The sequence below is a fragment of the Pseudomonas sivasensis genome (assembly GCF_021391435.1).
Classification (GTDB): Bacteria; Pseudomonadota; Gammaproteobacteria; order Pseudomonadales; family Pseudomonadaceae; genus Aquipseudomonas; species Aquipseudomonas sivasensis.
The window spans coordinates 1,311,178-1,331,929 of the sequence record NZ_CP090029.1; the positions used below are offsets into that span (position 1 = coordinate 1,311,178).

A 20,752-nucleotide genomic window follows, 5' to 3' on the forward strand; every position below is an offset into this window, starting at 1 on the left:
ATCTAGAGCGCTGAAATTTCTTGAAATATTAGGAGGGATGGCACTAGTACTATATTGATAGCACTTGCTATTTGGGCCAGTAGTTATAGGGAGTTGGCTTGGAGAGATAGTTTTGTGCCACTAGTGTTTTAAAAAAGTGGTGCCACTACGAAAAAAATTTAGAAATGTCGAGTGAAAGAAACGTTAGGAATGCGAAAGGATATTTTTTGACGTCAAAACGTTGGCGTTTGTCGGATTCAACGCAGATAAAAATGTGGGAGGGGGCTTGCTCCCGATAGCGGTGTATCAGTCACCCAATCAGTGACTGACACTCTGCTATCGGGAGCAAGCCCCCTCCCACATTTGAACATCGGTGCTGTTGAGAGCTTTATTCCGGTGCGTGATCGCGCAAAAACACCAGGTTGTCCGGTTTGGACTGCTCCGCATTGAAGCGATAACCCTGCACATCGAACTGCTTGAGCTTGGCGGGATCGTTGATGCGTTCTTCAATCACGAAGCGGCTCATCATGCCCCGGGCCTTTTTGGCGTAGAAGCTGATGATCTTGTATTGGCCATTCTTCAGGTCTTTGAACTCGGTGTTGATGATCCGAGCGTTCAGGGCTGTGCGCTTGACCGCCGAGAAGTACTCGTTGGACGCCAGGTTGAGCAGCACGTCATCGCCTTGCTCGGCCAGGGCTTCGTTCAGCCATTCGCTGATGCGCGTGCCCCAGAAGGCGTACAGGTCCTTGCCACGTGCGTTGGCCAGTTTGGTGCCCATCTCCAGGCGATACGGCATCATCAGGTCCAGAGGGCGCAGCAGGCCGTAAAGGCCCGAGAGCATGCGCAGGTGGTCCTGGGCGTAGCTGAAGTCGGCATCGGTGAAGGTGTCGGCGTTGAGGCCGGTGTACACGTCGCCCTTGAATGCCAGCAAGGCTTGTTTGGCGTTTTCGGGGGTGAAAGCCGGGGTCCAGCTGCCGAAACGTGCGGCGTTGAGGCCGCCGATTTTGTCGGAGACATGCATGAGTTCGCTGATTTGCGCTGGGCTGAACTCACGCAGTTGCTCGATCAATTCCTGGGAATGGTCCAGGAACTGCGGCTGGGTGAAGCGTGGGGTCGCCGGTTTTGATTCGAAATCGAGGGTTTTGGCGGGGGAAATCACCGTCAGCATGAAGTCGTCTCCTGTAATCGTGGGGGGATTCTAGGGGCTCGGGCGTTTTGACTCCACCTATGATGGCGATAGGCGCGATCCGCTATGATGGCCGGTGACTCTGGAGAGGGAGACCCTGCGTGCGAATAGCGCTTTTGTTGTCGGCTTGCCTGCTGTGCCTGAATGCCCAGGCGGCACCGGTGGATGTAGCCAGTCTGGACCGTGGCACCTGGCCTGAAAAACTCAGCAGCCCTGCGCTGTTCGACGTAGCCTCGCGCGCCGAAATCCTGATGTTCGCCCGCAGCCTGTTGGCCAGCGAGTCCCTGGATGACGCGGCGCTCAAGCAGCGCCTGGGCCTGAGGATCATCAACCAGGCCGCCATCGACGACCTGCGCCGCCAGCTCTGGCAACGCCTGCTGGAAAACTACACCGTCGCCCAGCAGAGCTGCGAGGTGGATGCCTCGTTCTGCTACCTGGTGGAAAACATGGACGACCTGCGCGAACAGGCCGGCAAGTTCGAAGTCAGCCAAGACTCCTTCTATATAGGTTGGGCCGCCCCCAGCCATACCTTCCATGAACGTTACCTGGACGAACTGCTGAGAAAGGCCGCGCTTTTCCCGCAGATCAGCAGCGAAGTTGCTCGGTTTGGCGACCATGAGCGCAATGGCGACGAATTCAACGACCGCCTGTTCCTGCTGACGTTCGACGGCGGCCCTGCACCGGTCAGCGGCAATACCGACTGGCTCGCCGACTACCTGCGCAAGCAGAAGATGAACGCAACGTTCTTTGCCCTCGGCAGCAGCTTGCAAACCCGTGTCGAGCGCAGTTCCGCCGCGCAAGTGGAGGCGTTGTACCAAGGCCAGTGCGTCGGCACCCAGGGTTGGCAGTACCGCTCCCACAGCCATTGGGTGGACTGGCAGAGCTCCGTCACCCGCAGTGCGTCGTTGGTACAGAACCTGATGCCGGAAAACTACGTGCCGCTGTTCCGCCCACCGTACGGCCAGCGCCGCGCGGACAGTCAGGGCTTCTTTCAATCCCAGGGTTTGCAGGTGGCGTTGTGGGACATCGATTCCCAGGATGATCCAGGCAAGCTCAAGGCCGATGAGTCGATGCAGCGCGTGCTCACACTGATGTTGCTATGGCGCAAAGGGGTGATTGTGTTTCACGACACTCAAGACAAGGCGCGGGTGGCATTGCCGCTGTTGCTACAGGCAACGGCGCAGAGTGGCTTGGGTTGGCAGGACTGCCGGGAAGCATTTCGTTAAAAAGATGAAGTGCCCGGCCCTGTTGGGTATGAGGCGTTTTCGGGGTGATTTTGTGCGACATTTCGATGCAGGCGGACTTCCGACTTTAACGGGGTGCATGGCACTCGGCTAGTGCTATTCGTCATCCTGAAAAATAAACTTCAAAAAAGCGTCAAAGTGCTTTTTCCTGTCATGGGTTTTGCGGTATTACGAAGTCAGATCGCCGAAACCTGCAACACAGGTGGCGTCTTCCAAGACTCCTCATGTGGGCACTGCGCTTGACGTCACTCAGGTGCAGTCGGTGGTCGAATCAAGGCGCAGCACTGTCGTGGTATTGCGTCGACTGGCTCCCACAAAGGTGACCGAGTATGGATGATCATGGACGCACCCCTTCTTCCGACCAGCCAATCCTTTATGTGCTTGATACCAACGTATTGATCCACGATCCAAACGCACTGCTCAATTTCGAAGAGCACCACGTCGCCATCCCGATGATCGTGCTTGAGGAACTCGACAAACTCAAAAGTGGGCACCACAGCGTCGCCGCCGAATGCCGCCAGGCCATCCGCCTGATCGACAAGACCCTGGGCGAAGCGTCACCCGAGGACGTTGAAGTCGGCGTGCCGATCCAGCGTGGCAAGAGCGGGCCCAAGGGCTTGCTGTCGATTCTGATGAGCAAGCGCAGCGAGCCCAACAGCCTGCTGCCGGAAAACCTCAACGACAACAAAATCATTAACCAATTGATCGACCTGCACGCGCGTGACAAGGACTTGCGCCTGGTGTTGGTGACCAAAGACATCAATATGCGCCTCAAGGCACGAGCGTGTGGGATCGCGGCCGAGGACTACAGCACCGACCAACTGGTCGATGACGTTTCAATGCTGTCCCGTGGTTATCACACGGTGACCGGTTCCTTCTGGGACCTCGTGAGCAAGGTCGAAACCCGTCAGGACCATGGCCGCACCTGGCACCAGGTACAACTGATCGACAACCTGCCGGCCGTGCACATCAATGAATTCATCATCGACGAACAGGGCTTCGTGGGCTGGATCAAAGAGATCCAGGTCGACAAGCTGCTGATCCTCGACCTGCATCAGGAACCCCTGTTGCACCAGGAAGCCTGGGGCCTGAAACCGCGCGACATCTACCAGAGCCTGGCGCTGTATGCGCTGCTCGATCCGGACATCCACTTGGTCAACCTGACCGGCGCTGCGGGTTCCGGTAAAACCATCCTCGCCCTGGCTGCCGCTATCGAGCAGACCATGGTGACCAAGCGCTATCGCCGCATCATCGCCACCCGCTCCGTGCAGGGGCTGGACCAGGAAATTGGCTTCCTGCCCGGCACCGAAGCGGAAAAAATGGAGCCGTGGCTGGGGGCGATCACCGACAACCTCGAAGCCTTGCACATGGATGACGAAAACACCCATGGCAGCGTCGACTACATCCTCAGCAAAGTGCCGTTGCAGTTCAAATCCCTCAACTACATCCGAGGTCGCAGCTTCCAGCAAAGCCTGATTTTGATCGATGAATGCCAGAACCTCACGCCGCACCAGATGAAAACCATCATCACCCGTGCCGGCGCCGGTTCCAAAGTGGTGTGCCTGGGCAACCTGGCACAGATCGACACCCCTTACCTGTCCGCGACCAGCTCCGGGCTGACCTATCTGACTGAACGCTTCAAAGACTTCCCGAACGGCGTGCACATTGCGCTGCAGGGTGTTCCACGTTCGATCCTGGCTGAATACGCAGAGTCTCATTTGTAAATGCGGTCAGTGTGGGAGGGGGCTTGCTCCCTCCCACATTTTGTTGTGTGTTGGGTTTACAATCGCGGCTCCTGATCAGGAGTATCGCTGTGCTGACTCATCTCGATTCCCAAGGTCGCGCCCATATGGTCGACGTCACCGACAAGTCCGTGACGTTCCGTGAGGCGGTGGCTGAAGCGCGGGTGCGCATGTTGCCAAGCACCCTGCAAATGATTGTCGACGGCGCCCATCCCAAGGGCGACGTGTTTGCCGTGGCCCGCATCGCCGGGATCCAGGCAGCAAAAAAAACCAGTGATCTGATCCCCCTGTGCCATCCGCTGATGCTCACCGGCGTCAAGGTCGAACTGAGTGCCGATGGCGAGGACGCGGTTCATATCGTGGCGCGCTGCAAGCTGTCCGGGCAGACCGGCGTGGAAATGGAAGCATTGACGGCAGCCAGCGTCGCTGCGCTGACCCTCTACGACATGTGCAAGGCCGTGGATCGCGGCATGACCATCGAAAGTATTCGCCTGCTGGAAAAGCTGGGCGGCAAGAGCGGGCATTTCAAGGCGGATCAAGTATGAGTATTAACGTCCTGTTTTTTGCGCGCTACGCCGAATCGGTGGGCTTCGATTCGCTGGAGATGGAAGGTGAGTTTGCCACCGTGGATGCCGTGCGCCTGGCCCTGGCCAGTGACCCGGAGTTTGCAGTCCTCAACGAGCCAAGCCTGATGTGCGCCCGCAATGAGGAGTTGTGCAGTCTCGACGAACCGGTACACGCCGGAGACGAAGTTGCCTTCTTCCCGCCCGTGACCGGAGGCTGAGCATGGCCATCCGTGTGCAGGTTGAGGCGTTTGATCCCGGTGCTGAAGTTAACGCAATGCACGCGGCCAACGTGGGCGTGGGCGCGGTGGTGAGTTTTGTCGGTTATGTACGCGACTTCAATGATGGTCGCGACGTATCGGGGATGTTCTTGGAGCATTACCCCGGCATGACCGAAAAGGCCCTGGCCAAGATCGCCGTGGAAGCAGAGCAGCGTTGGCCGTTGCTCAAGCTGGACGTACTGCACCGCGTCGGCGCGTTGGAGCCGGGTGAGCCGATTGTGTTTGTCGCGGCAGCCAGTGCCCATCGCCAGGCTGCGTTTGATGCCTGTGCGTTTGTGATGGACTACTTGAAGACGCGAGCGCCGTTCTGGAAGAAAGAGAACACCCCAGAAGGTTCGCGCTGGGTGGAAGGGCGGGACAGCGACCACGCTGCAGCGGACCGCTGGAAGTAGCCAGCCGAACACAGAACCAAATGTGGGAGGGGGCTTGCCCCCCGATAGCGGTGTGTCAGTCAAATTATGTATCGACTGATCCACTGCTATCGGGGGGCAAGCCCCCTCCCACATTTTTGACCGGGTTTCAGCTTACGGGCGTTTGCGTTCTACAGCTCGCAGCAAGTGCGTCGGCGGTGTCTCGCAACTGATCTTGCGCCCCAGCAACGTCTCGATCGACGGCAACTGATACGAGTCATCTTCACCGGCAAAGCTGATCGACACACCCGCTGCGCCCGCACGGCCAGTACGGCCAATCCGGTGCACATAGTCGTCCGGCACTTCCGGCAGGGTGAAGTTGATCACGTGGCTGATGCCATCGATGTGAATCCCACGGCCCGCCACGTCAGTGGCCACCAGCACGCGGATCTTGCCTTCGCGGAAGCCTTCCAGTGTCTTGATGCGCTTGTGTTGCGGCACATCGCCGGACAGTTGCGCGGCGTTGACACCATCACGTACCAGACGCTCTTCGATGCGGCGTACTTCGTCTTTGCGGTTGGCGAACACCATCACGCGCTCCCAACCGTTGTCGTTGATCAGGTTGTAGAGCAGTTTGTACTTGTCGGCACCGGCCACCGCGTAGATGTGCTGTTCGACGTTTTCGCTGGCGACGTTCAGCGCTTCAATCTCGACGATGGACGGGTCGGTGGTCCACTGCTTGGCGAGGTTCATCACGTCTTCGGTGAAGGTCGCGGAGAACAGCAGGGTCTGACGCTCGTTTTTCGGCGGGGTCTGACGAATGATCTGGCGCACTTGCGGGATGAAACCCATGTCGAGCATGCGGTCGGCTTCGTCCAGCACCATCACTTCGACCATGTCCAGGTGCACGTCGCCGCGCTGGTTGAAGTCCAGCAGGCGGCCAGGGGTCGCTACCAGAATGTCGCAGTGACGGGCTTCGAGGTGTTTGAGCTGCTTGTCGAAGTCCATGCCACCGACGAAGGTCATCACGTTAAGGCCGGTGTATTTGGTCAGGTCGGCGGCGTCCTTGGCGATCTGCACCACCAGCTCCCGGGTCGGGGCGATGATCAGCGCGCGCGGTTCACCCATGTAGCGCTCTTTCGGCGGCGGCGTTTGCAGCAGCTGGGTGATGATCGAGATCAGGAACGCGGCGGTCTTGCCAGTGCCGGTCTGGGCACGGCCGATGGCGTCTTTGCCGGCAAGGGTAAAGCCCAATACCTGCGCCTGGATCGGCGTGCAGTACGGGAAGCCCAGGTCCTGGATGGCATGCATCAGTTCCGGGGCCAGTTTGAAGTCGTGGAAACGGGTTTTACCTTCCTGGGGCTCGACGACAAAGTCTTCGAGTTTCCATGGGATCACCGGCGGTTTAGGGGCGCGTTCCCGGCGAGGCTTGGGGGCGGGCGCGGCTTCAGCCTGAGGGGTTGCCTGTTCGGGCGATGTCACCGGCGGCGTCTTCGGCTGCGCGATAGGTGCGGTCCGGTCGGGCTGTTGGCCGTCATTGCGGCTGCCGGAGGCGGGGACAGGAGCACTGGGGACAGGCGCGAGCGGCTCAGCCTCGCTTTTGCCGAACATCTTCTTAAGTGCTTTGAGCACGGTGATCTCATTAATTGGTTAAGGAATGTACGCCGGGCAGTGTAATGCAAGAATCGGGCGCGGCGTAGTGTGTCTGTCATACGGCTACATAAATGCGGAGTATCAGCCTAGGCGAGCGCTCAACCAGGCGCCGATATCGTGTATCTCCTGAGGTAACACTTCGTGGCCCATTGGGTATTCCTGCCATGTCACGGTGACACCACGGCTCTTCAGGTGTTCGTAAGCCGTACGGCCCATCGCGTTCTGCACCACCTCGTCGTGCTGGCCGTGCAGGCACAGAGCGGGAATGCGCTGCTGGCTGGCGGACAATTCCAGCTCATCGCTGAAAGTGGGCGCGTAGGTGGAGAGGGCGATGACGCCACCCAAGGCACCCTGCCATTTGGTAAACGCTGTGTGGAAAACCACCGCGCCACCTTGGGAAAAACCGGCGAGGAAAATTCGCGAGGCGTCTATTCCGCTGCTTTTTTCAGTTTTGATCAAATCGGTGACCATTCTGGACGACTCATCCAGCTCTTCCAGGCTGATCGAACGGGCCGGGCTCATGGCCTTGATGTCGTACCAGCTCGGCATTTCGTAGCCGCCATTAATAGTCACCGCGCGGGTCGGCGCTTGGGGTAATACAAAGCGCGTCGTCAGCAAGCTTTCCTGCAGCGCTTCGGCCACCGGCAAAAAGTCGTAGCGATCGGCACCCAGGCCATGCAACCAGATTACGCAGGCGTCTGCGGGCTTGGCGGGCTGAAGAATCAAGGGTTCGGTCATGTCTGCTCCATAAATGTGCGTGCGCTCCGATTAAGTGCGACGGAACGGTGCGTCATAGGTTGATCTGTTAAGAGAATGTCGCAAGGTTGAATCTTTTCCTATTGACCATGGGCTGAAACGACTCAGCCACCACTCTGGTACGGCGCTTGCTATGTGTAGGTCGATGTCAGAACTATCCCGGGACGGTAACACTATCAGTGACTGCCGTTTATGGGATAGCCGCTGGAATTACTGCGACAGCCTCATGCCGCTTGACCCTAAAAAAAACCAACACGGGTCAATATCGCCTCATAAGGGTGCGCTGAGGTTCGAGCTCCGACACAACAAGAGCGTATTTGGAGGTTTGAATGAAGGTATTGAAATCCACCCTGGCCATCGTTTCCGCGGCCGCTGTACTGGGTGTCAGTGGTTTCGCCCAAGCTGGCGCCACTCTGGACGCCGTGCAGAAGAAAGGCTTCGTGCAATGCGGCGTGAGTGACGGCTTGCCGGGTTTCTCGGTACCGGATGCCAGCGGCAAGATCCTCGGGATCGACGCTGACGTTTGCCGCGCTGTCGCTGCTGCTGTGTTCGGCGACGCGACCAAGGTCAAGTTCAGCCAGTTGAACGCCAAGGAGCGTTTCACCGCGCTTCAGTCTGGCGAGGTCGACATTCTGTCCCGTAACACCACCATGACCAGCTCTCGCGACGCCGGCATGGGCCTGAAATTCCCAGGCTTCATCACCTACTACGACGGCATCGGCTTCCTGGTTAACAACAAGCTGGGCGTAAAAAGCGCCAAGGAACTGGACGGTGCAACCATCTGCATCCAGGCTGGTACCACCACCGAGCTGAACGTTTCCGACTACTTCCGTGGCAACAACCTCAAATACACCCCGATCACCTTCGACACCTCCGACGAAAGCGCCAAGTCGCTGGAATCCGGTCGTTGCGACGTACTGACTTCCGACAAGTCCCAACTGTTCGCCCAGCGCAGCAAGCTGGCCGCGCCGAAGGACTACGTGGTTCTGCCGGAAACCATCTCCAAAGAACCGCTGGGCCCAGTCGTGCGTAACGGCGACGACGAGTGGCTGGCCATCGTGCGCTGGGTTGGCTACGCCATGCTCAACGCTGAAGAAGCCGGCATCACTTCCAAAAACGTTGAAGCTGAAGCCAAATCCACCAAGAACCCGGACGTTGCACGTCTGCTCGGTGCTGACGGCGAATACGGCAAAGACCTGAAAGTGAAGAAAGACTGGGTCGTACAGATCGTCAAGCAAGTCGGTAACTACGGCGAAGTGTTCGAGCGCAACCTCGGCAAGAGCACCCCGCTGGAAATCGACCGTGGCCTGAACGCACTGTGGAACAACGGCGGCATTCAATACGCACCCCCTGTGCGCTGATCGCTGATGGTTCTGTCACCCGGTGGGCCAACCACCGGGTGATGTTCTGTTCCATTCTTTCCGGGGCACTTCATGCAAAATCAAATCGGCGCACCAAAGCAGAAGCTCAGCTTCAGCGATCCCAAAGTGCGTGCGTGGCTCTTCCAGATCATCACGATTGTGGCGGTGATCTCGCTGGGCTGGTACCTCTTCGACAATACCCAGACCAACCTTCAGCACCGAGGCATTACCTCGGGTTTCGACTTTCTTGAGCGCAGTGCCGGGTTCGGCATCGCGCAGCATTTGATCGACTACACCGAATCGGACAGCTATGCCCGCGTCTTTGTAATCGGCTTGCTCAATACCCTGCTGGTGACCGTGATCGGCGTGGTCCTGGCGACCTTGCTCGGTTTCATCATCGGCGTGGCGCGTCTGTCGCCGAACTGGATGATCAACAAGCTGGCGACCGTGTATGTGGAAGTGTTCCGCAACATTCCGCCGCTGCTGCAAATCCTGTTCTGGTACTTCGCGGTGTTCCTGACCATGCCGGGGCCGCGTAACAGCCATAACTTCGGCGACACCTTCTTTGTCAGCAGCCGTGGCCTGAATATGCCGGCAGCGCTGGCCGCTGATGGGTTCTGGCCGTTTGTGGCCAGTGTGGTGGTGGCGATCGTGGCAATCGTGGCGATGGCGCGTTGGGCCAACAAACGCTTTGAAGCCACCGGCGTTCCGTTCCACAAATTCTGGGCGGGCCTGGCGCTGTTCTTCGTGATCCCGGCGTTGTGCGCCCTGATCTTCGGTGCACCGCTGCACTGGGAAATGCCCACGCTGCAAGGTTTCAACTTTGTCGGCGGCTGGGTGCTGATCCCTGAGCTGCTGGCGCTGACCCTGGCGCTTACCGTGTACACGGCAGCGTTTATCGCCGAGATCGTGCGTTCGGGCATCAAGTCCGTCAGCCACGGCCAGACCGAAGCTGCGCGCTCCCTGGGCCTGCGCCCTGGGCCGACGCTGCGCAAGGTCATCATCCCGCAAGCCCTGCGGGTGATCATTCCGCCGCTGACCAGCCAATACCTGAACCTGGCGAAAAACTCGTCGTTGGCCGCCGGTATCGGTTACCCGGAAATGGTTTCGCTGTTTGCCGGCACGGTGCTCAACCAGACCGGCCAGGCCATCGAAGTCATTGCCATCACCATGAGCGTGTACCTGGCGATCAGCATCAGCATTTCCCTGCTGATGAACTGGTACAACAAGCGCATTGCGCTGATCGAGCGGTGAGGAAACGCCCATGAGTACGCATACTTTCAAACCTGATATGCCGCCGCCGAGCAAAGTCTTCGGCCCGGTGGCATGGATGCGCGCCAACTTGTTTTCCAGTTGGCTCAACACCCTGCTGACGCTGTTGGCGTTCTACCTGATCTACCTGGTGGTGCCGCCGATCCTGCACTGGGCCATCCTCGACGCCAACTGGGTCGGTACGACCCGCGCCGATTGCACGAAAGAAGGCGCCTGCTGGGTGTTCATCCAACAGCGCTTTGGGCAGTTCATGTACGGCTACTACCCCGGCGACCTGCGCTGGCGTGTAGACCTGACCGTGTGGCTGGCCATCGTTGGCGTGGCACCGTTGTTCATCTCGCGTTTCCAACGCAAGGCGATCTACGGCCTGAGCTTCCTGGTGCTGTACCCGATCATTGCGTTCTTCCTGTTGCACGGCGGGATCTTCGGCCTGACCAACGTGGCGACCAGCCAGTGGGGCGGCCTGATGCTGACCCTGGTGATCGCCACCGTCGGTATCGCCGGCGCCTTGCCTCTGGGCATCGTGCTGGCGCTGGGACGGCGTTCGAACATGCCGGCAATTCGTGTGATTTGCGTGACGTTCATCGAGTTCTGGCGCGGCGTGCCGTTGATCACCGTGCTGTTCATGTCCTCGGTGATGCTGCCGCTGTTCCTGCCTGAAGGCATGGGCATCGACAAGCTGCTGCGGGCGTTGATCGGCGTGATCCTGTTCCAGTCGGCCTATGTGGCCGAAGTGGTGCGTGGTGGTTTGCAGGCGATCCCTAAAGGTCAGTACGAAGCGGCTGCCGCGATGGGCCTGGGTTACTGGCGCAGCATGGGCCTGGTGATTCTGCCGCAAGCCTTGAAGCTGGTGATCCCCGGTATCGTCAACACGTTTATCGCGTTGTTCAAGGACACCAGCCTTGTGATCATCATCGGCCTGTTCGACCTGCTCAACAGCGTCAAGCAAGCCGCCGCCGACCCGAAATGGTTGGGCATGGCCACTGAAGGCTACGTGTTCGCCGCCCTGGTGTTCTGGATTTTCTGTTTTGGTATGTCGCGCTATTCCATTCATTTGGAACACAAGCTCGACACAGGCCACAAGCGTTAGGAGTTGTTGTTATGAGCGAAGCAATCAAACAGCCTGTGAGCCCTGAAGGCATTATCCAGATGCAGGGCGTCAACAAGTGGTACGGCCAGTTCCACGTGTTGAAAGACATCAACCTCAACGTCAAGCAGGGCGAGCGTATCGTGCTGTGCGGCCCGTCGGGTTCGGGCAAGTCCACCACCATCCGCTGCCTCAACCGTCTGGAAGAGCACCAGCAAGGCCGCATCGTGGTCGATGGCGTGGAACTGACCAACGACCTCAAGCAGATCGAAGCGATCCGCCGTGAAGTCGGCATGGTGTTCCAGCACTTCAACCTGTTCCCGCACCTGACCATCCTGCAGAACTGCACGCTGGCGCCGATGTGGGTGCGCAAGATGCCTAAGCGCAAGGCCGAAGAAATCGCCATGCACTACTTGGAGCGCGTGCGCATTCCGGAGCAGGCCCACAAGTTTCCGGGGCAACTGTCCGGCGGCCAGCAACAGCGTGTGGCGATTGCCCGTGCGCTGTGCATGAAGCCGAAAATCATGCTGTTCGACGAACCGACCTCGGCCCTCGACCCGGAAATGGTGAAGGAAGTACTCGACACCATGATCGGCCTGGCTGAAGACGGCATGACCATGTTGTGCGTAACCCACGAAATGGGCTTCGCCCGCACCGTGGCCAATCGCGTGATCTTCATGGACAAAGGCGAAATCGTTGAGCAAGCGGCGCCGAATGACTTCTTCGACAACCCGCAGAACGATCGGACCAAGTTGTTCTTGAGCCAGATTCTGCATTGATCGATCGGTGATGCTTAACCATAAACCCGGCCTGGCGCCGGGTTTATTTTTGCCTGTTCAAAAAAACCGTTGCCTTGCCCTCGTAGGAAACTCCGAATAGCCTGTGGGCAAATTCATCCAATGATTGGACGAAGCGCGCAACCCCGCCTTGAGCGAGTTGTACCACTCCTTCTACGCCATCCTCGGCGCCCAGTTGATCCATGAACCTTGAAGCCAAACGCACGACTGAACTTGAAGAACTGTTGATCGACGCCGAAGCAGACGACGACATCGTGCAGCAGGCGCCCGCGCCGCTGAACCGCCCTTGGTTGTTGCTGCTAGGCCTGGTCCTGGTGGCGTTGAACCTGCGTCCGGCGCTGTCGAGCATGGCGCCGGTGCTCGGTGAAGTGTCCAGCAGCCTGGGCTTGTCGGCCGCCAGGGCCGGTCTGCTGACCACCTTGCCAGTGTTGTGCCTGGGGCTCTTCGCGCCCCTGGCGCCGATCCTGGCGCGGCGTTTTGGCGCCGAGCGCGTGGTGCTGGGAATTCTGTTGACCCTGGCGGCGGGCATCCTGCTACGCAGTTCGTTCGGTGAAGTGGGCCTGTTCGCCGGCAGCCTGATTGCCGGCGCAAGCATTGGGATTATCGGCGTGTTGTTGCCAGGCATCGTCAAGCGTGATTTCGCTCGACAGGCCGGCGCCATGACCGGCGTGTACACCATGGCGCTGTGCCTGGGCGCGGCGCTGGCTGCAGGCGCAACGGTGCCGTTGAGTCATTACTTCGGCGACAGTTGGCCGATAGGCCTGGGCTTCTGGATCTTGCCGGCGCTGATGGCGGCCGTGTTCTGGTTGCCCCAGGTCGGGCATAAACAGGGCGCGCATCAGGTGGCGTACCGGGTCAAGGGTTTGCTGCGTGACCCACTGGCCTGGCAGGTGACCTTGTACATGGGCCTGCAATCGTCCCTGGCGTACATCGTGTTTGGCTGGCTGCCGTCGATCCTGATCGGTCGTGGCCTGAGCGCCACCGAGGCCGGGTTGGCGCTGTCCGGCTCGATCATTGTGCAATTGGTCAGTTCGCTGGCCGCGCCGTGGCTGGCCACCCGGGGCAAGGACCAGCGCCTGGCGATTGTGGTGGTGATGCTACTGACCCTCGGCGGGCTGTTCGGTTGCCTCTATGCACCGCTCGATGGCTTGTGGGGCTGGGCGATTTTGCTTGGGCTGGGGCAGGGCGGCACGTTCAGCCTGGCGTTGACCCTGATCGTGCTGCGTTCCCCTGATGCCCACGTGGCGGCCAATCTGTCGAGCATGGCCCAGGGCTTCGGTTACACCCTGGCCTCGCTCGGCCCATTGGCCGTGGGCCTGGTGCATGACTGGACCGGCGGCTGGTCGGCCATTGGCTGGATCTTCGCGGTGCTTGGTGTCGGCGCGATCGCCGCGGGCCTTGGCGCCGGGCGGGCGCGGTATGTGCAGGTGACCAGCGAGAAAATCTAGAGGTACACCACCTCCAGCGTGGCGAGGCCGTCGAGCGCGATGTCGCGGCTCAGGTCGAGGTTTTGCGTGGCGTTGATCACGGTCTCGACCTGCACCGTGCTGGTCAATTCTTGAATCGCCGAAGGGCCGGCCGTGCTGCCGGCGATGTCCGTGAACCCAAGGTAACTCTTGGCGCCGATGTTGATCGGGTTGAGGTTGGCAGTGCGCCAGGCCAGGCCACCGGTGGTGGACTCGGTGCCATACACCAGCGTGCTGCCGTCGACGATGGTCTGGCGCGGGTCGAAGGCCATCGAGTACAGACCGATGCGGTTACCGCTATGGTCCAAGCCCAGGCCGTAGTAAATCTCGCTGTTGACCATCGCCGAACCGTCACGATTGTCCCGCATGCGCAAGGCGAAGCGGTTCGCGCCGTTGCAGGCAATCCTGACTTGCAACGGCTTGATGGGCAGACGCGTGCCCTTGTCCACGTTGAGGTCCTGACGGGAGATCTTGCCGTAGTCGATGACTGCACCGTTGGACAGCAGCGGCGTACAGGCGGTGGGCGTGAGACGGCCTGTGACCGCCAGATCCACCTGCGAGGCCGCCTGAACGGTGGTGCCACCGGCCAGCAGCACGGAAAGAAGGGCGATGTTGTGCGTTTTCATGAGGCTGATCCCTTGGGTTACAGGTAAATGATTTCGAGGGTGCCGGCGCCGTTGATGTGCACCCTGTTGCGCAAGTCCAGCGATTCCATCGGCGCCAGGTAGGCCTTGATGCGCAGCGTGCCGGAGAGGTTCTGGATCGGCACCGGCCCCAACGTGCTGGCGGTGCGGTCGGTAAAGCCCATTAGGCTGTTGGCGGCGATGGGGATTTGGCGCGGGCTGGAGCTGCTCCACGCCGCCCCGCCACTGGTGGAGTCGGTGCGATACAGCGGGCCGAGGGCATCAGCGCTGAACTCGGCCGGGTCGATGTTCACGTAGTAGCGCCCGATCTTGTTGTGGCTATAGTCCACGTCCAGGCCGTAGGCAGTTTCATCGGTGCCGCCGGTGGCGGAACCGTTGCGGTTGTCATGCATCTTCAGGGCGAAGGGCGTGGCGGCGTCGCAGCTCACGGAAAACTGCAAGGTCCGCGTGGGCAGCGGCGTTTCACTGGTGGCGCTCAAGTCCTTGGCCAGCAGCCTGCCGTAATTCACCAGCCCGCCATTGGACAATAGCGGCACGCACGCCACAGGGGCGAAGTGCGCTTGCAGGGTCAGCTCTCGCTCGCTTTGCGGGTGGGAGACGCGGCCGGTCACTTCCCAAGTGGTTGCGTCCCGCACGCGTGTGGCGGCAGCATCGGCCCAGGCGCTCACGCTCAGTTGCAGCGTGAAATGCTTGCCGGTCAGCGGTGTGCCGTTGAGCATCGGGGCGATCCCGTGCCCCGGCCGCCAGCCGAGTGCGGCGCCGGTGGCCACGGGCGGCTGACCGTTGGCGGGCAGCAACCCTAGGTTGACCGCCTGGCCATCCAGCATTCCGTCGCTGACCTGTATGGCGTAGCTGCCGTGCTCGGTGAATTGCAGGCGCTCTGCACTTGCGGCGACAGCGCGATAGAACAGGCTCATGTCGCGGGGTTGCGCGCAGTTGAGCGTCAGGCTCAGACGGCGCTCGCCGAGTAGGCGCTGGGGGGCGCTGTCGTGCTGCGCGGCGCGGTTCATTGAGCCGAAATCCAGGCGCGCCTCGCTGAGGTTTAACTGGCATTCATCCGCGGCCAAGGCGCAGTTGGACACTATCAGCAGCAGGCAGGCAACTCTCAGGATGGGCATCGGTCATTCTCCAGGGGTATGGCAGCGGGCGTCGGCGGTTTCGAAATACACCGTGGGGTCGGGCTTGGTCGGCAGGTCGAAGCGCAGTTCACAGCGCCCGATGTCGGCGTTGCTGACCCACAGCGTGGTGTGCTCCAGCACGTTGGGCAGGAACACCTGGCTTCCATCCTGGATCAGGGTGATGAACTCGCCCTCGGCCGTGCTTACCACCGCGCCGCGCGGCAGCGGTTGGCCCTGATCAGTGCGTGCGGTAAGCAGCAACCGACGGGTGAGCGCCACGCCGAACTCGACGCGATCCACCGCACCGCGCCCGGCCGAAATCATCGCCAGGCCGTTGTTGATGTCGGCATTGCGCGGTAGCGAACGGGTCTGCACTTCGACCGGACTGCGGCCATAGGCGTTGACCTGGGACACCACCGCTTGCCCCTGCCAGTCGGTCCAGACCGGGCCGCTGGGGGTGCTGAGTTTGATGCCGCTCATGTCGCCCACTGACACCAGTGCGAACGTGTCGCGCACGGGATACGGCGAGAAGGTCAGACCGCTGCGGTGGGCCACCACGGCGCCGCGAGCGCCGCCTTGGTAGCTTGAACGTTCACTGTCGCTGCGGCTGTAGCTCAGGTCCAACTGGCTGTAGCGGGGCAGGGTGGACACGCCGACGGTGGTCTCGACCTGGCGGTCGCGGGTGTCGTATTCGGCGCTGACGCGGTAGCTGAGTTGATCGTCGATCTGCTCGTTGAGCCCGACTCCCGAGCGATGCTCGCCTCCCGAATTGCGCACCCACGCGCGGCCCCGGCGACGCTCGCCGAGGGGCAGGCTGAGGTTCAGGTACACCGCGTTGTCCTGCTGTTGGCGACCGCCCATCTGCCATTCGGCGCTGGCGGACAGCGATACGCCGCCGACACTGGTGCCCCACGAGGCCAGGGCACGGCTGCTGGTCTCGTCGTCAAAATTGCTGGAACGCGACACCCCGGCGCTGAACGCCCCTAGCGATGGGTGCGACCAGCCGAGAGTGACGCTTTGCTGGTCGCGGTAACGTGAGCGGCGATGGTGGTCGGGTTGGGTGTCGTAAGTGGTTTCTTCCAGATCGCGATAGCCCGGCGTGCGCCAGGAGTTGGCCGCGCTGAATGACCATTGCTCACCCAGGCGCTGGGACCATGCGAGGTCGGTCTGCATGCCTTGGGCCTTGTCGTGGGACTGCGCATCGGAGAACTGGCTGGCCAGTTGCACTTGGCTGTCGAGCCCTGGCAGCCAGGCCAGGCTTGCGCCCACGCCGCGATATTCGCTGGCCGCGAGCAGGCCGCCGCCCACCGAGACTTGCGGGTGCACGGCGCCGTTCCAGCCGGCGCTGACAACCCAGGGGTCATCGCCTTTGGCGTCACCTATATTGCGTACGCGACCTGCGCCCACCGAATAACCGGCTGCCGGCAGGCCCAGGCCAAGCATCGCTGCCGGCACGGTAAAACGGCGCTCCTCGCCGGTGCTTTCCCGAACAGTCACTTCGACGTCCGAGCGGGTGTTCAAGCGCCGCACATCGCGCAAGGCGAACGGGCCGGCGGGGACTACCGTTGAGTGGATTAACGCGCCGTTCTGCCGCACTTCGACCTGCGCCGGGCTGTTGGCGATGCCCTCGATGGTCGCACCTTGCTCCTGGTCCAGCAGTGCCTGCTCGGTGAACACCTGCACGCCATTGATCTGCGCCCCGGACAGCACCGGGTTGTAGAGGCTGATCTGCCCGGCTTGCAGCACCGCCTGATGCTGGGCGAAGGTGCGCTGGGCGTAGGCTTCCAGGTGGGTACTGCGCGACAGGCCGTCCTGCCAGGTCTGCACCTGGCGGCTGCGCACGATCCAGTCGCCGGCGTTGAAGCCAACTTCGGTATTGGCCGAGCCGAAGCGGTTGGTGTCATCGCCCAACTGATTGTAGAAACCGCTCAGGTCATAGTTGAGCAAGGCCGCGACGCCGCCGGCTTGATACCCCGAGACATCCTGTTTCAGCGGTCGCAGGGCCTCGGTCGGCACCACCAGCGACACCGTCAGGGTGGCCGGGTCGGGTTCGATCAGGCTCTGGGGAAATTGGGCGAGAAAGTCGTGGCATTTGCCGCTGTCGTCCGGGATCACCAGGTTGGCGGCGTCCAGTAACGTGCGGTCGAAACACAGGGCACCCTGTTGATCGAAACGGGCTTGCAGACGACCACGGTTTTGGCCGTTGACCCGCAGCGTCACCGCGTGTTTGCCAGCGGTAAAGCGCGGAGCTTCCAGCAGCAGGCTGGCCAGTTGCGGATCAATGCCGCGCTGGCTCAGGGTCTTGGAATCGAAACCGGAATCGGCATCGGCCCAGGTCACTTCAGGGAGCAGGGCGCAGGTTAACAGCCACGCCGGCAGGGCAAGGTAGGTGGGTGCGGCGGGCACGGCTTTGCCGTCACGATAATTCACGACTTTTTTCACCAAAGGCATTAAGTGTTGGACGTCTGTGCGTCGCGGTGACGGTCATTGCGCCGTCACTTCGTATTTACAGGCGCGAGCGTCTGTTTTTTTCGTTAGAGCACGGTGATAGGGGCTTCGTAGGCGGCCACCGCGAAGCCATAGAGGGTGGCCGGTTGCAGCCGGACAGTTTGGGCGCCGGTGCCGGTTACCGGTACACGCAATCGCTCGCCCGGCAACACGTAGGTGCGCGGCAGCATCGCCTTGCCGTTACCCGGAAGCAGGCTCAGTTCCTGGGCCAGTCGCACCACGTACGGCGTGTCATTACTGACCTGCAATTGGTTGTTCTCAAGGGCCCAGGTCAAACCGGTCCAGGGCGTGCGATTGGGCGCCAGCCCTTCGGGATGAATGATCACCGGCAGGTTCTGACGCACGGTCACGCCGACGCGGGCATGCCCTGCTTTGGTGGCGGCTCGGCCGGTGGGCATGCCTTCGAAAATCACCCGTTTGAGCCGCTGCGTCATCAGCGGCTGCTGCGCCTGCAAAATGAAACGCACCAGTTGCGATTTACCGGGGTCCACGCGCGCCAGCGGGGGAGTGACCACCAACAACGGCTCTGTGTCTTCCGGAATGTTTTCCAGGGTGACGTGCAGCAGCGCCAGTTGGCTGTCGGTGTTAGTCACCGAAACGCTGGCCTCGCCCTCGCTTTCATGCACGATCACCACGGAGGTGTCGGGGACCATTCCGTCGGCCCTGGCATTCAGGCTGAACAGAAGTGTCAGGGCCGCGATGTTCAAAAGTAACGTCGTCATGACGGGGTTCCATTGGGCAAAAGAAGAATCAGAAGTAGCGCAGATCCAAGACGATCGACCCGTCCAAGGGCACCTCTTGATCCAGGGTCAGGTAGTTTGAAAAGTTGATGGACGTTTCTACGTGCAATTGGGCGTCCAGTTGGCGGATGAAATCCGGCTGACGGTCACCCGGTAGCGCGAAACCGGCATAGGCCTTTGGCTCGGCGTCGGGCCGCGGGGCCCAGGTTTCACCACCATCGGTGGACACCAGCACCTGCATGGGCTGCCCATCGCCCACCGCGTTGCGATAGGAAAGCGCCACACTGCCCATGCGCTCATCGGGGGCATGAATATTTCGACCCAGGCCGAAAACGCCCGGCGTCAGTGCTGATTCCGCGCGATTGTCGATGCCCGCCAGCGCAAACAGCATGGGCCGCGCGCATTGCACGGAGAGTTCCAGTAGCTGGCTTGGCAGCACGGTGAATTCATCGCTGTTGAGGGTATGCGTGGGAATCTTGCCGTGGTCGACATTGCCTTCTTCCGACAGCTCGACGTGGCAGGCGTCCGGGGTGAGCCTGCCGGTCACCGTGACGTCGACTATCGATGCTGCGCTTGTCGGTGCGGCGAAGGTCAGTGTGAGCAGAACGGCAAAAAGGTTGGGCTGCAGGTTCATGGGGATCACTGGCTGGAGGACGGTGGCCGTACGTAAAGGCGACCATGCCTGAGCATGGTCGCCCTGGCGTTACAGGTACTTCACTTCCAGGGTGGCCGAACCATCCAGGGTGACCTCGTTGGTCAGGTCCAGGCCGTCGGTGCGGGCGATCGAGGTGTTCACCTGCAGGTCAGCCACCAATTCCGTGGCGGGTACTGGCGTCGAGGTGTCACTTGTGGCCGCTACCGACATGTAGAGGCCAGGGTCCCAGAACCTTTCTTCGTACCACGTCTTGCCGCCATCACCGGAGGCGATGGTTTTCACTGGGGCGCCGTCGGCGATGGCGTTCTCCAAAATCAGCGTGAACCACCCCAGTTTTTGCGTGCCGTTGATCAGGCCCAGGCCGTACAGCGTGCTCATCAGTGCCGATTCTGCCCGGTTATCGATTGAGTTCAGGGCAAACGTGGTCGGACCATCACAATTCACTTCGATAATGAGGGTGTGCGTGCCGATGAGCGTGGGGTTGTTCGGGCGCAGGTCCTTGGCGGAGATTTTGCCGTGATCGATGATGCCGCCGCCGGATAGGGTGGGCGTGCAGGCACTGGGAACGATCAGGCCCTTGACCGCCAGGTCGACGGTGGAGGCTGCGAAGGCGGTCGCGCCGGTCACCAGCATCACGCTGGCTGCGACGGTACTGAGCAGGGTTTTCATGGCGAACTGATTCCTTTCGATAATGGGTAATTACAGGTACTTGAGTTGGATGGTGGCGTGACCGTCGATGGGGACTTCGTCCAACAGGGTCAAGCGCTCCGAAGGGGCAACGTGGGTATACAGACGGATCTCGGCGTCAAACTCCTGGGCGGCGATGGGCGTCTCTTCACCGCTTTTCGCAATCGTGGTCAGCCACAGGTGATTCAACTCATTGGCGGGTCTCCAGGTGACGCCGCCATCCTCTGAATTAATCATGCGTACCGCGACGCCATCCGCAACGGGGGTGTAAAGGTGAAAGCTTGCCCCACCGATTTTTTCGTCACTGGGCGTCATCCCCAAGCCATGCCACCGATCATGGTTGGCCGACGTGCCGGCGCGGTTATCGATGGTGTTGAGGGTGAAAAAAGTGGGGCCTTCACAGCGCACACTTACATGCATGCTTTGGTTGGGCAGGGAGGTGTGCTGGTCGGCATTGAGCGACTTTGCCGACATTTTTCCGAAGTCGACCATGCCTCCATCGGAAATCAGCGGCGCGCAGGCGCTGGGCGTAATCGTGCCGCTCACGCTGAGGTCGGTATTGCTGGAGGCAAACACGACGGGAGTGAACAGCAATAGCAGCGCAGTGCGAGTGGCACATAGGTTCATAGGGCAATCACCATTGAGCGGGGTGGAAGGACGTTG

General features: G+C 60.7%; 20 protein-coding genes. 10 read left to right on the forward strand and 10 right to left on the reverse strand.

The window, feature by feature from the left end; translation table 11 throughout:
• Nucleotides 1–367: 367 nt before the first annotated feature.
• Complete coding sequence (gene yaaA / locus LRO94_RS05820) at nucleotides 368–1,147, reverse strand: peroxide stress protein YaaA (protein WP_095183885.1); 780 nt, start codon at nucleotides 1,145–1,147, stop codon at nucleotides 368–370.
• 119 nt (nucleotides 1,148–1,266) lie between these two features.
• Here yaaA and LRO94_RS05825 point away from each other — a divergent pair, with 119 nt between their 5' ends.
• From LRO94_RS05825 to moaE, 5 genes are all read left to right on the forward strand, one after another.
• On the forward strand, nucleotides 1,267–2,391 hold the full coding sequence (locus tag LRO94_RS05825) for a polysaccharide deacetylase family protein (RefSeq protein ID WP_032886371.1): 1,125 nt from the start codon (nucleotides 1,267–1,269) through the stop codon (nucleotides 2,389–2,391).
• A 347-nt stretch (nucleotides 2,392–2,738) separates the two neighbouring features.
• A complete protein-coding gene (locus LRO94_RS05830) occupies nucleotides 2,739–4,133 on the forward strand; it encodes a PhoH family protein (RefSeq protein WP_032886372.1) in 1,395 nt (464 codons plus the stop codon).
• A gap of 89 nt (nucleotides 4,134–4,222) precedes the next feature.
• Nucleotides 4,223–4,696 (forward strand): cyclic pyranopterin monophosphate synthase MoaC, encoded by a 474-nt coding sequence (gene moaC / locus LRO94_RS05835; RefSeq protein WP_032886373.1) that lies wholly within the window; start codon nucleotides 4,223–4,225, stop codon nucleotides 4,694–4,696.
• On the forward strand, nucleotides 4,693–4,935 hold the full coding sequence (gene moaD, locus LRO94_RS05840) for a molybdopterin converting factor subunit 1 (protein ID WP_032886374.1): 243 nt from the start codon (nucleotides 4,693–4,695) through the stop codon (nucleotides 4,933–4,935). Before moaC ends, moaD begins: the two co-directional genes overlap by 4 nt.
• A gap of 2 nt (nucleotides 4,936–4,937) precedes the next feature.
• Nucleotides 4,938–5,387: a molybdopterin synthase catalytic subunit MoaE gene (gene moaE, locus LRO94_RS05845; protein WP_095183887.1), complete on the forward strand. Its 450-nt coding sequence runs from the start codon at nucleotides 4,938–4,940 to the stop codon at nucleotides 5,385–5,387.
• Nucleotides 5,388–5,519: 132 nt separating this feature from the next.
• Here the strand turns inward: moaE and rhlB are convergent, their stop codons facing one another.
• Both rhlB and LRO94_RS05855 read right to left on the reverse strand, forming a co-directional pair.
• Complete coding sequence (rhlB, locus tag LRO94_RS05850; protein ID WP_177326431.1) at nucleotides 5,520–6,983, reverse strand: ATP-dependent RNA helicase RhlB; 1,464 nt, start codon at nucleotides 6,981–6,983, stop codon at nucleotides 5,520–5,522.
• Between the two features lie 96 nt (nucleotides 6,984–7,079).
• Nucleotides 7,080–7,736 carry an alpha/beta hydrolase gene (locus LRO94_RS05855; RefSeq protein WP_122752433.1) on the reverse strand — a complete coding sequence of 219 codons (657 nt, stop codon included), beginning with the start codon at nucleotides 7,734–7,736 and terminating at the stop codon, nucleotides 7,080–7,082.
• Nucleotides 7,737–8,083: 347 nt separating this feature from the next.
• On the opposite strand from LRO94_RS05855, the gene LRO94_RS05860 reads away from it, so the two are divergent.
• The 5 genes from LRO94_RS05860 (at nucleotide 8,084) to LRO94_RS05880 (ending at nucleotide 13,719) form a co-directional block, all read left to right on the forward strand.
• Nucleotides 8,084–9,115 carry an amino acid ABC transporter substrate-binding protein gene (locus LRO94_RS05860; protein ID WP_010212954.1) on the forward strand — a complete coding sequence of 344 codons (1,032 nt, stop codon included), beginning with the start codon at nucleotides 8,084–8,086 and terminating at the stop codon, nucleotides 9,113–9,115.
• A gap of 72 nt (nucleotides 9,116–9,187) precedes the next feature.
• Nucleotides 9,188–10,369, forward strand: a complete 1,182-nt coding sequence (locus LRO94_RS05865) for an amino acid ABC transporter permease (RefSeq protein WP_032886379.1) — start codon at nucleotides 9,188–9,190, stop codon at nucleotides 10,367–10,369.
• A 10-nt stretch (nucleotides 10,370–10,379) separates the two neighbouring features.
• Complete coding sequence (locus LRO94_RS05870) at nucleotides 10,380–11,477, forward strand: amino acid ABC transporter permease (protein WP_032886381.1); 1,098 nt, start codon at nucleotides 10,380–10,382, stop codon at nucleotides 11,475–11,477.
• A gap of 11 nt (nucleotides 11,478–11,488) precedes the next feature.
• Complete coding sequence (locus LRO94_RS05875; RefSeq protein WP_003171943.1) at nucleotides 11,489–12,253, forward strand: amino acid ABC transporter ATP-binding protein; 765 nt, start codon at nucleotides 11,489–11,491, stop codon at nucleotides 12,251–12,253.
• Nucleotides 12,254–12,453: 200 nt separating this feature from the next.
• Nucleotides 12,454–13,719, forward strand: coding sequence for a CynX/NimT family MFS transporter (locus LRO94_RS05880; protein ID WP_122680334.1), 1,266 nt, complete (start codon nucleotides 12,454–12,456; stop codon nucleotides 13,717–13,719).
• Here LRO94_RS05880 and LRO94_RS05885 read toward each other — a convergent pair.
• The 7 genes from LRO94_RS05885 to LRO94_RS05915 form a co-directional block, all read right to left on the reverse strand.
• Complete coding sequence (locus tag LRO94_RS05885; protein ID WP_179179500.1) at nucleotides 13,716–14,363, reverse strand: DUF1120 domain-containing protein; 648 nt, start codon at nucleotides 14,361–14,363, stop codon at nucleotides 13,716–13,718. The two genes, LRO94_RS05880 and LRO94_RS05885, sit on opposite strands and share 4 nt — an antisense overlap.
• A gap of 17 nt (nucleotides 14,364–14,380) precedes the next feature.
• Entirely contained in the window at nucleotides 14,381–15,499 is a 1,119-nt protein-coding gene (locus LRO94_RS05890; protein WP_179179499.1) for a DUF1120 domain-containing protein, read from the reverse strand.
• A 3-nt stretch (nucleotides 15,500–15,502) separates the two neighbouring features.
• A complete protein-coding gene (locus tag LRO94_RS05895; protein ID WP_179179498.1) occupies nucleotides 15,503–17,950 on the reverse strand; it encodes a fimbria/pilus outer membrane usher protein in 2,448 nt (815 codons plus the stop codon).
• Nucleotides 17,951–18,033: 83 nt separating this feature from the next.
• Complete coding sequence (locus LRO94_RS05900; RefSeq protein WP_032886386.1) at nucleotides 18,034–18,729, reverse strand: fimbria/pilus chaperone family protein; 696 nt, start codon at nucleotides 18,727–18,729, stop codon at nucleotides 18,034–18,036.
• 28 nt (nucleotides 18,730–18,757) lie between these two features.
• Nucleotides 18,758–19,381 (reverse strand): DUF1120 domain-containing protein, encoded by a 624-nt coding sequence (locus tag LRO94_RS05905; protein WP_179179497.1) that lies wholly within the window; start codon nucleotides 19,379–19,381, stop codon nucleotides 18,758–18,760.
• Between the two features lie 69 nt (nucleotides 19,382–19,450).
• Nucleotides 19,451–20,071 (reverse strand): DUF1120 domain-containing protein, encoded by a 621-nt coding sequence (locus LRO94_RS05910; protein ID WP_179179496.1) that lies wholly within the window; start codon nucleotides 20,069–20,071, stop codon nucleotides 19,451–19,453.
• Between the two features lie 30 nt (nucleotides 20,072–20,101).
• Entirely contained in the window at nucleotides 20,102–20,716 is a 615-nt protein-coding gene (locus tag LRO94_RS05915; protein ID WP_032886389.1) for a DUF1120 domain-containing protein, read from the reverse strand.
• Nucleotides 20,717–20,752: the final 36 nt, after the last annotated feature.

What these genes read in the sequence shown, in the direction of transcription:
- LRO94_RS05880 (WP_122680334.1), top strand. Translation starts at nt 12,454, where the DNA reads ATGAACCTTGAAGCCAAACGCACGACTGAACTTGAAGAACTGTTGATC.
- LRO94_RS05900 (WP_032886386.1), bottom strand. Translation starts at nt 18,729, where the DNA reads ATGACGACGTTACTTTTGAACATCGCGGCCCTGACACTTCTGTTCAGC.
- moaE (WP_095183887.1), top strand. Translation starts at nt 4,938, where the DNA reads ATGGCCATCCGTGTGCAGGTTGAGGCGTTTGATCCCGGTGCTGAAGTT.
- yaaA (WP_095183885.1), bottom strand. Translation starts at nt 1,147, where the DNA reads ATGCTGACGGTGATTTCCCCCGCCAAAACCCTCGATTTCGAATCAAAA.
- LRO94_RS05870 (WP_032886381.1), top strand. Translation starts at nt 10,380, where the DNA reads ATGAGTACGCATACTTTCAAACCTGATATGCCGCCGCCGAGCAAAGTC.
- LRO94_RS05860 (WP_010212954.1), top strand. Translation starts at nt 8,084, where the DNA reads ATGAAGGTATTGAAATCCACCCTGGCCATCGTTTCCGCGGCCGCTGTA.
- LRO94_RS05895 (WP_179179498.1), bottom strand. Translation starts at nt 17,950, where the DNA reads ATGCCTTTGGTGAAAAAAGTCGTGAATTATCGTGACGGCAAAGCCGTG.
- LRO94_RS05865 (WP_032886379.1), top strand. Translation starts at nt 9,188, where the DNA reads ATGCAAAATCAAATCGGCGCACCAAAGCAGAAGCTCAGCTTCAGCGAT.
- LRO94_RS05915 (WP_032886389.1), bottom strand. Translation starts at nt 20,716, where the DNA reads ATGAACCTATGTGCCACTCGCACTGCGCTGCTATTGCTGTTCACTCCC.
- LRO94_RS05905 (WP_179179497.1), bottom strand. Translation starts at nt 19,381, where the DNA reads ATGAACCTGCAGCCCAACCTTTTTGCCGTTCTGCTCACACTGACCTTC.
- LRO94_RS05885 (WP_179179500.1), bottom strand. Translation starts at nt 14,363, where the DNA reads ATGAAAACGCACAACATCGCCCTTCTTTCCGTGCTGCTGGCCGGTGGC.
- LRO94_RS05855 (WP_122752433.1), bottom strand. Translation starts at nt 7,736, where the DNA reads ATGACCGAACCCTTGATTCTTCAGCCCGCCAAGCCCGCAGACGCCTGC.
- LRO94_RS05830 (WP_032886372.1), top strand. Translation starts at nt 2,739, where the DNA reads ATGGATGATCATGGACGCACCCCTTCTTCCGACCAGCCAATCCTTTAT.
- LRO94_RS05910 (WP_179179496.1), bottom strand. Translation starts at nt 20,071, where the DNA reads ATGAAAACCCTGCTCAGTACCGTCGCAGCCAGCGTGATGCTGGTGACC.
- LRO94_RS05890 (WP_179179499.1), bottom strand. Translation starts at nt 15,499, where the DNA reads ATGCCCATCCTGAGAGTTGCCTGCCTGCTGCTGATAGTGTCCAACTGC.
- LRO94_RS05875 (WP_003171943.1), top strand. Translation starts at nt 11,489, where the DNA reads ATGAGCGAAGCAATCAAACAGCCTGTGAGCCCTGAAGGCATTATCCAG.
- moaD (WP_032886374.1), top strand. Translation starts at nt 4,693, where the DNA reads ATGAGTATTAACGTCCTGTTTTTTGCGCGCTACGCCGAATCGGTGGGC.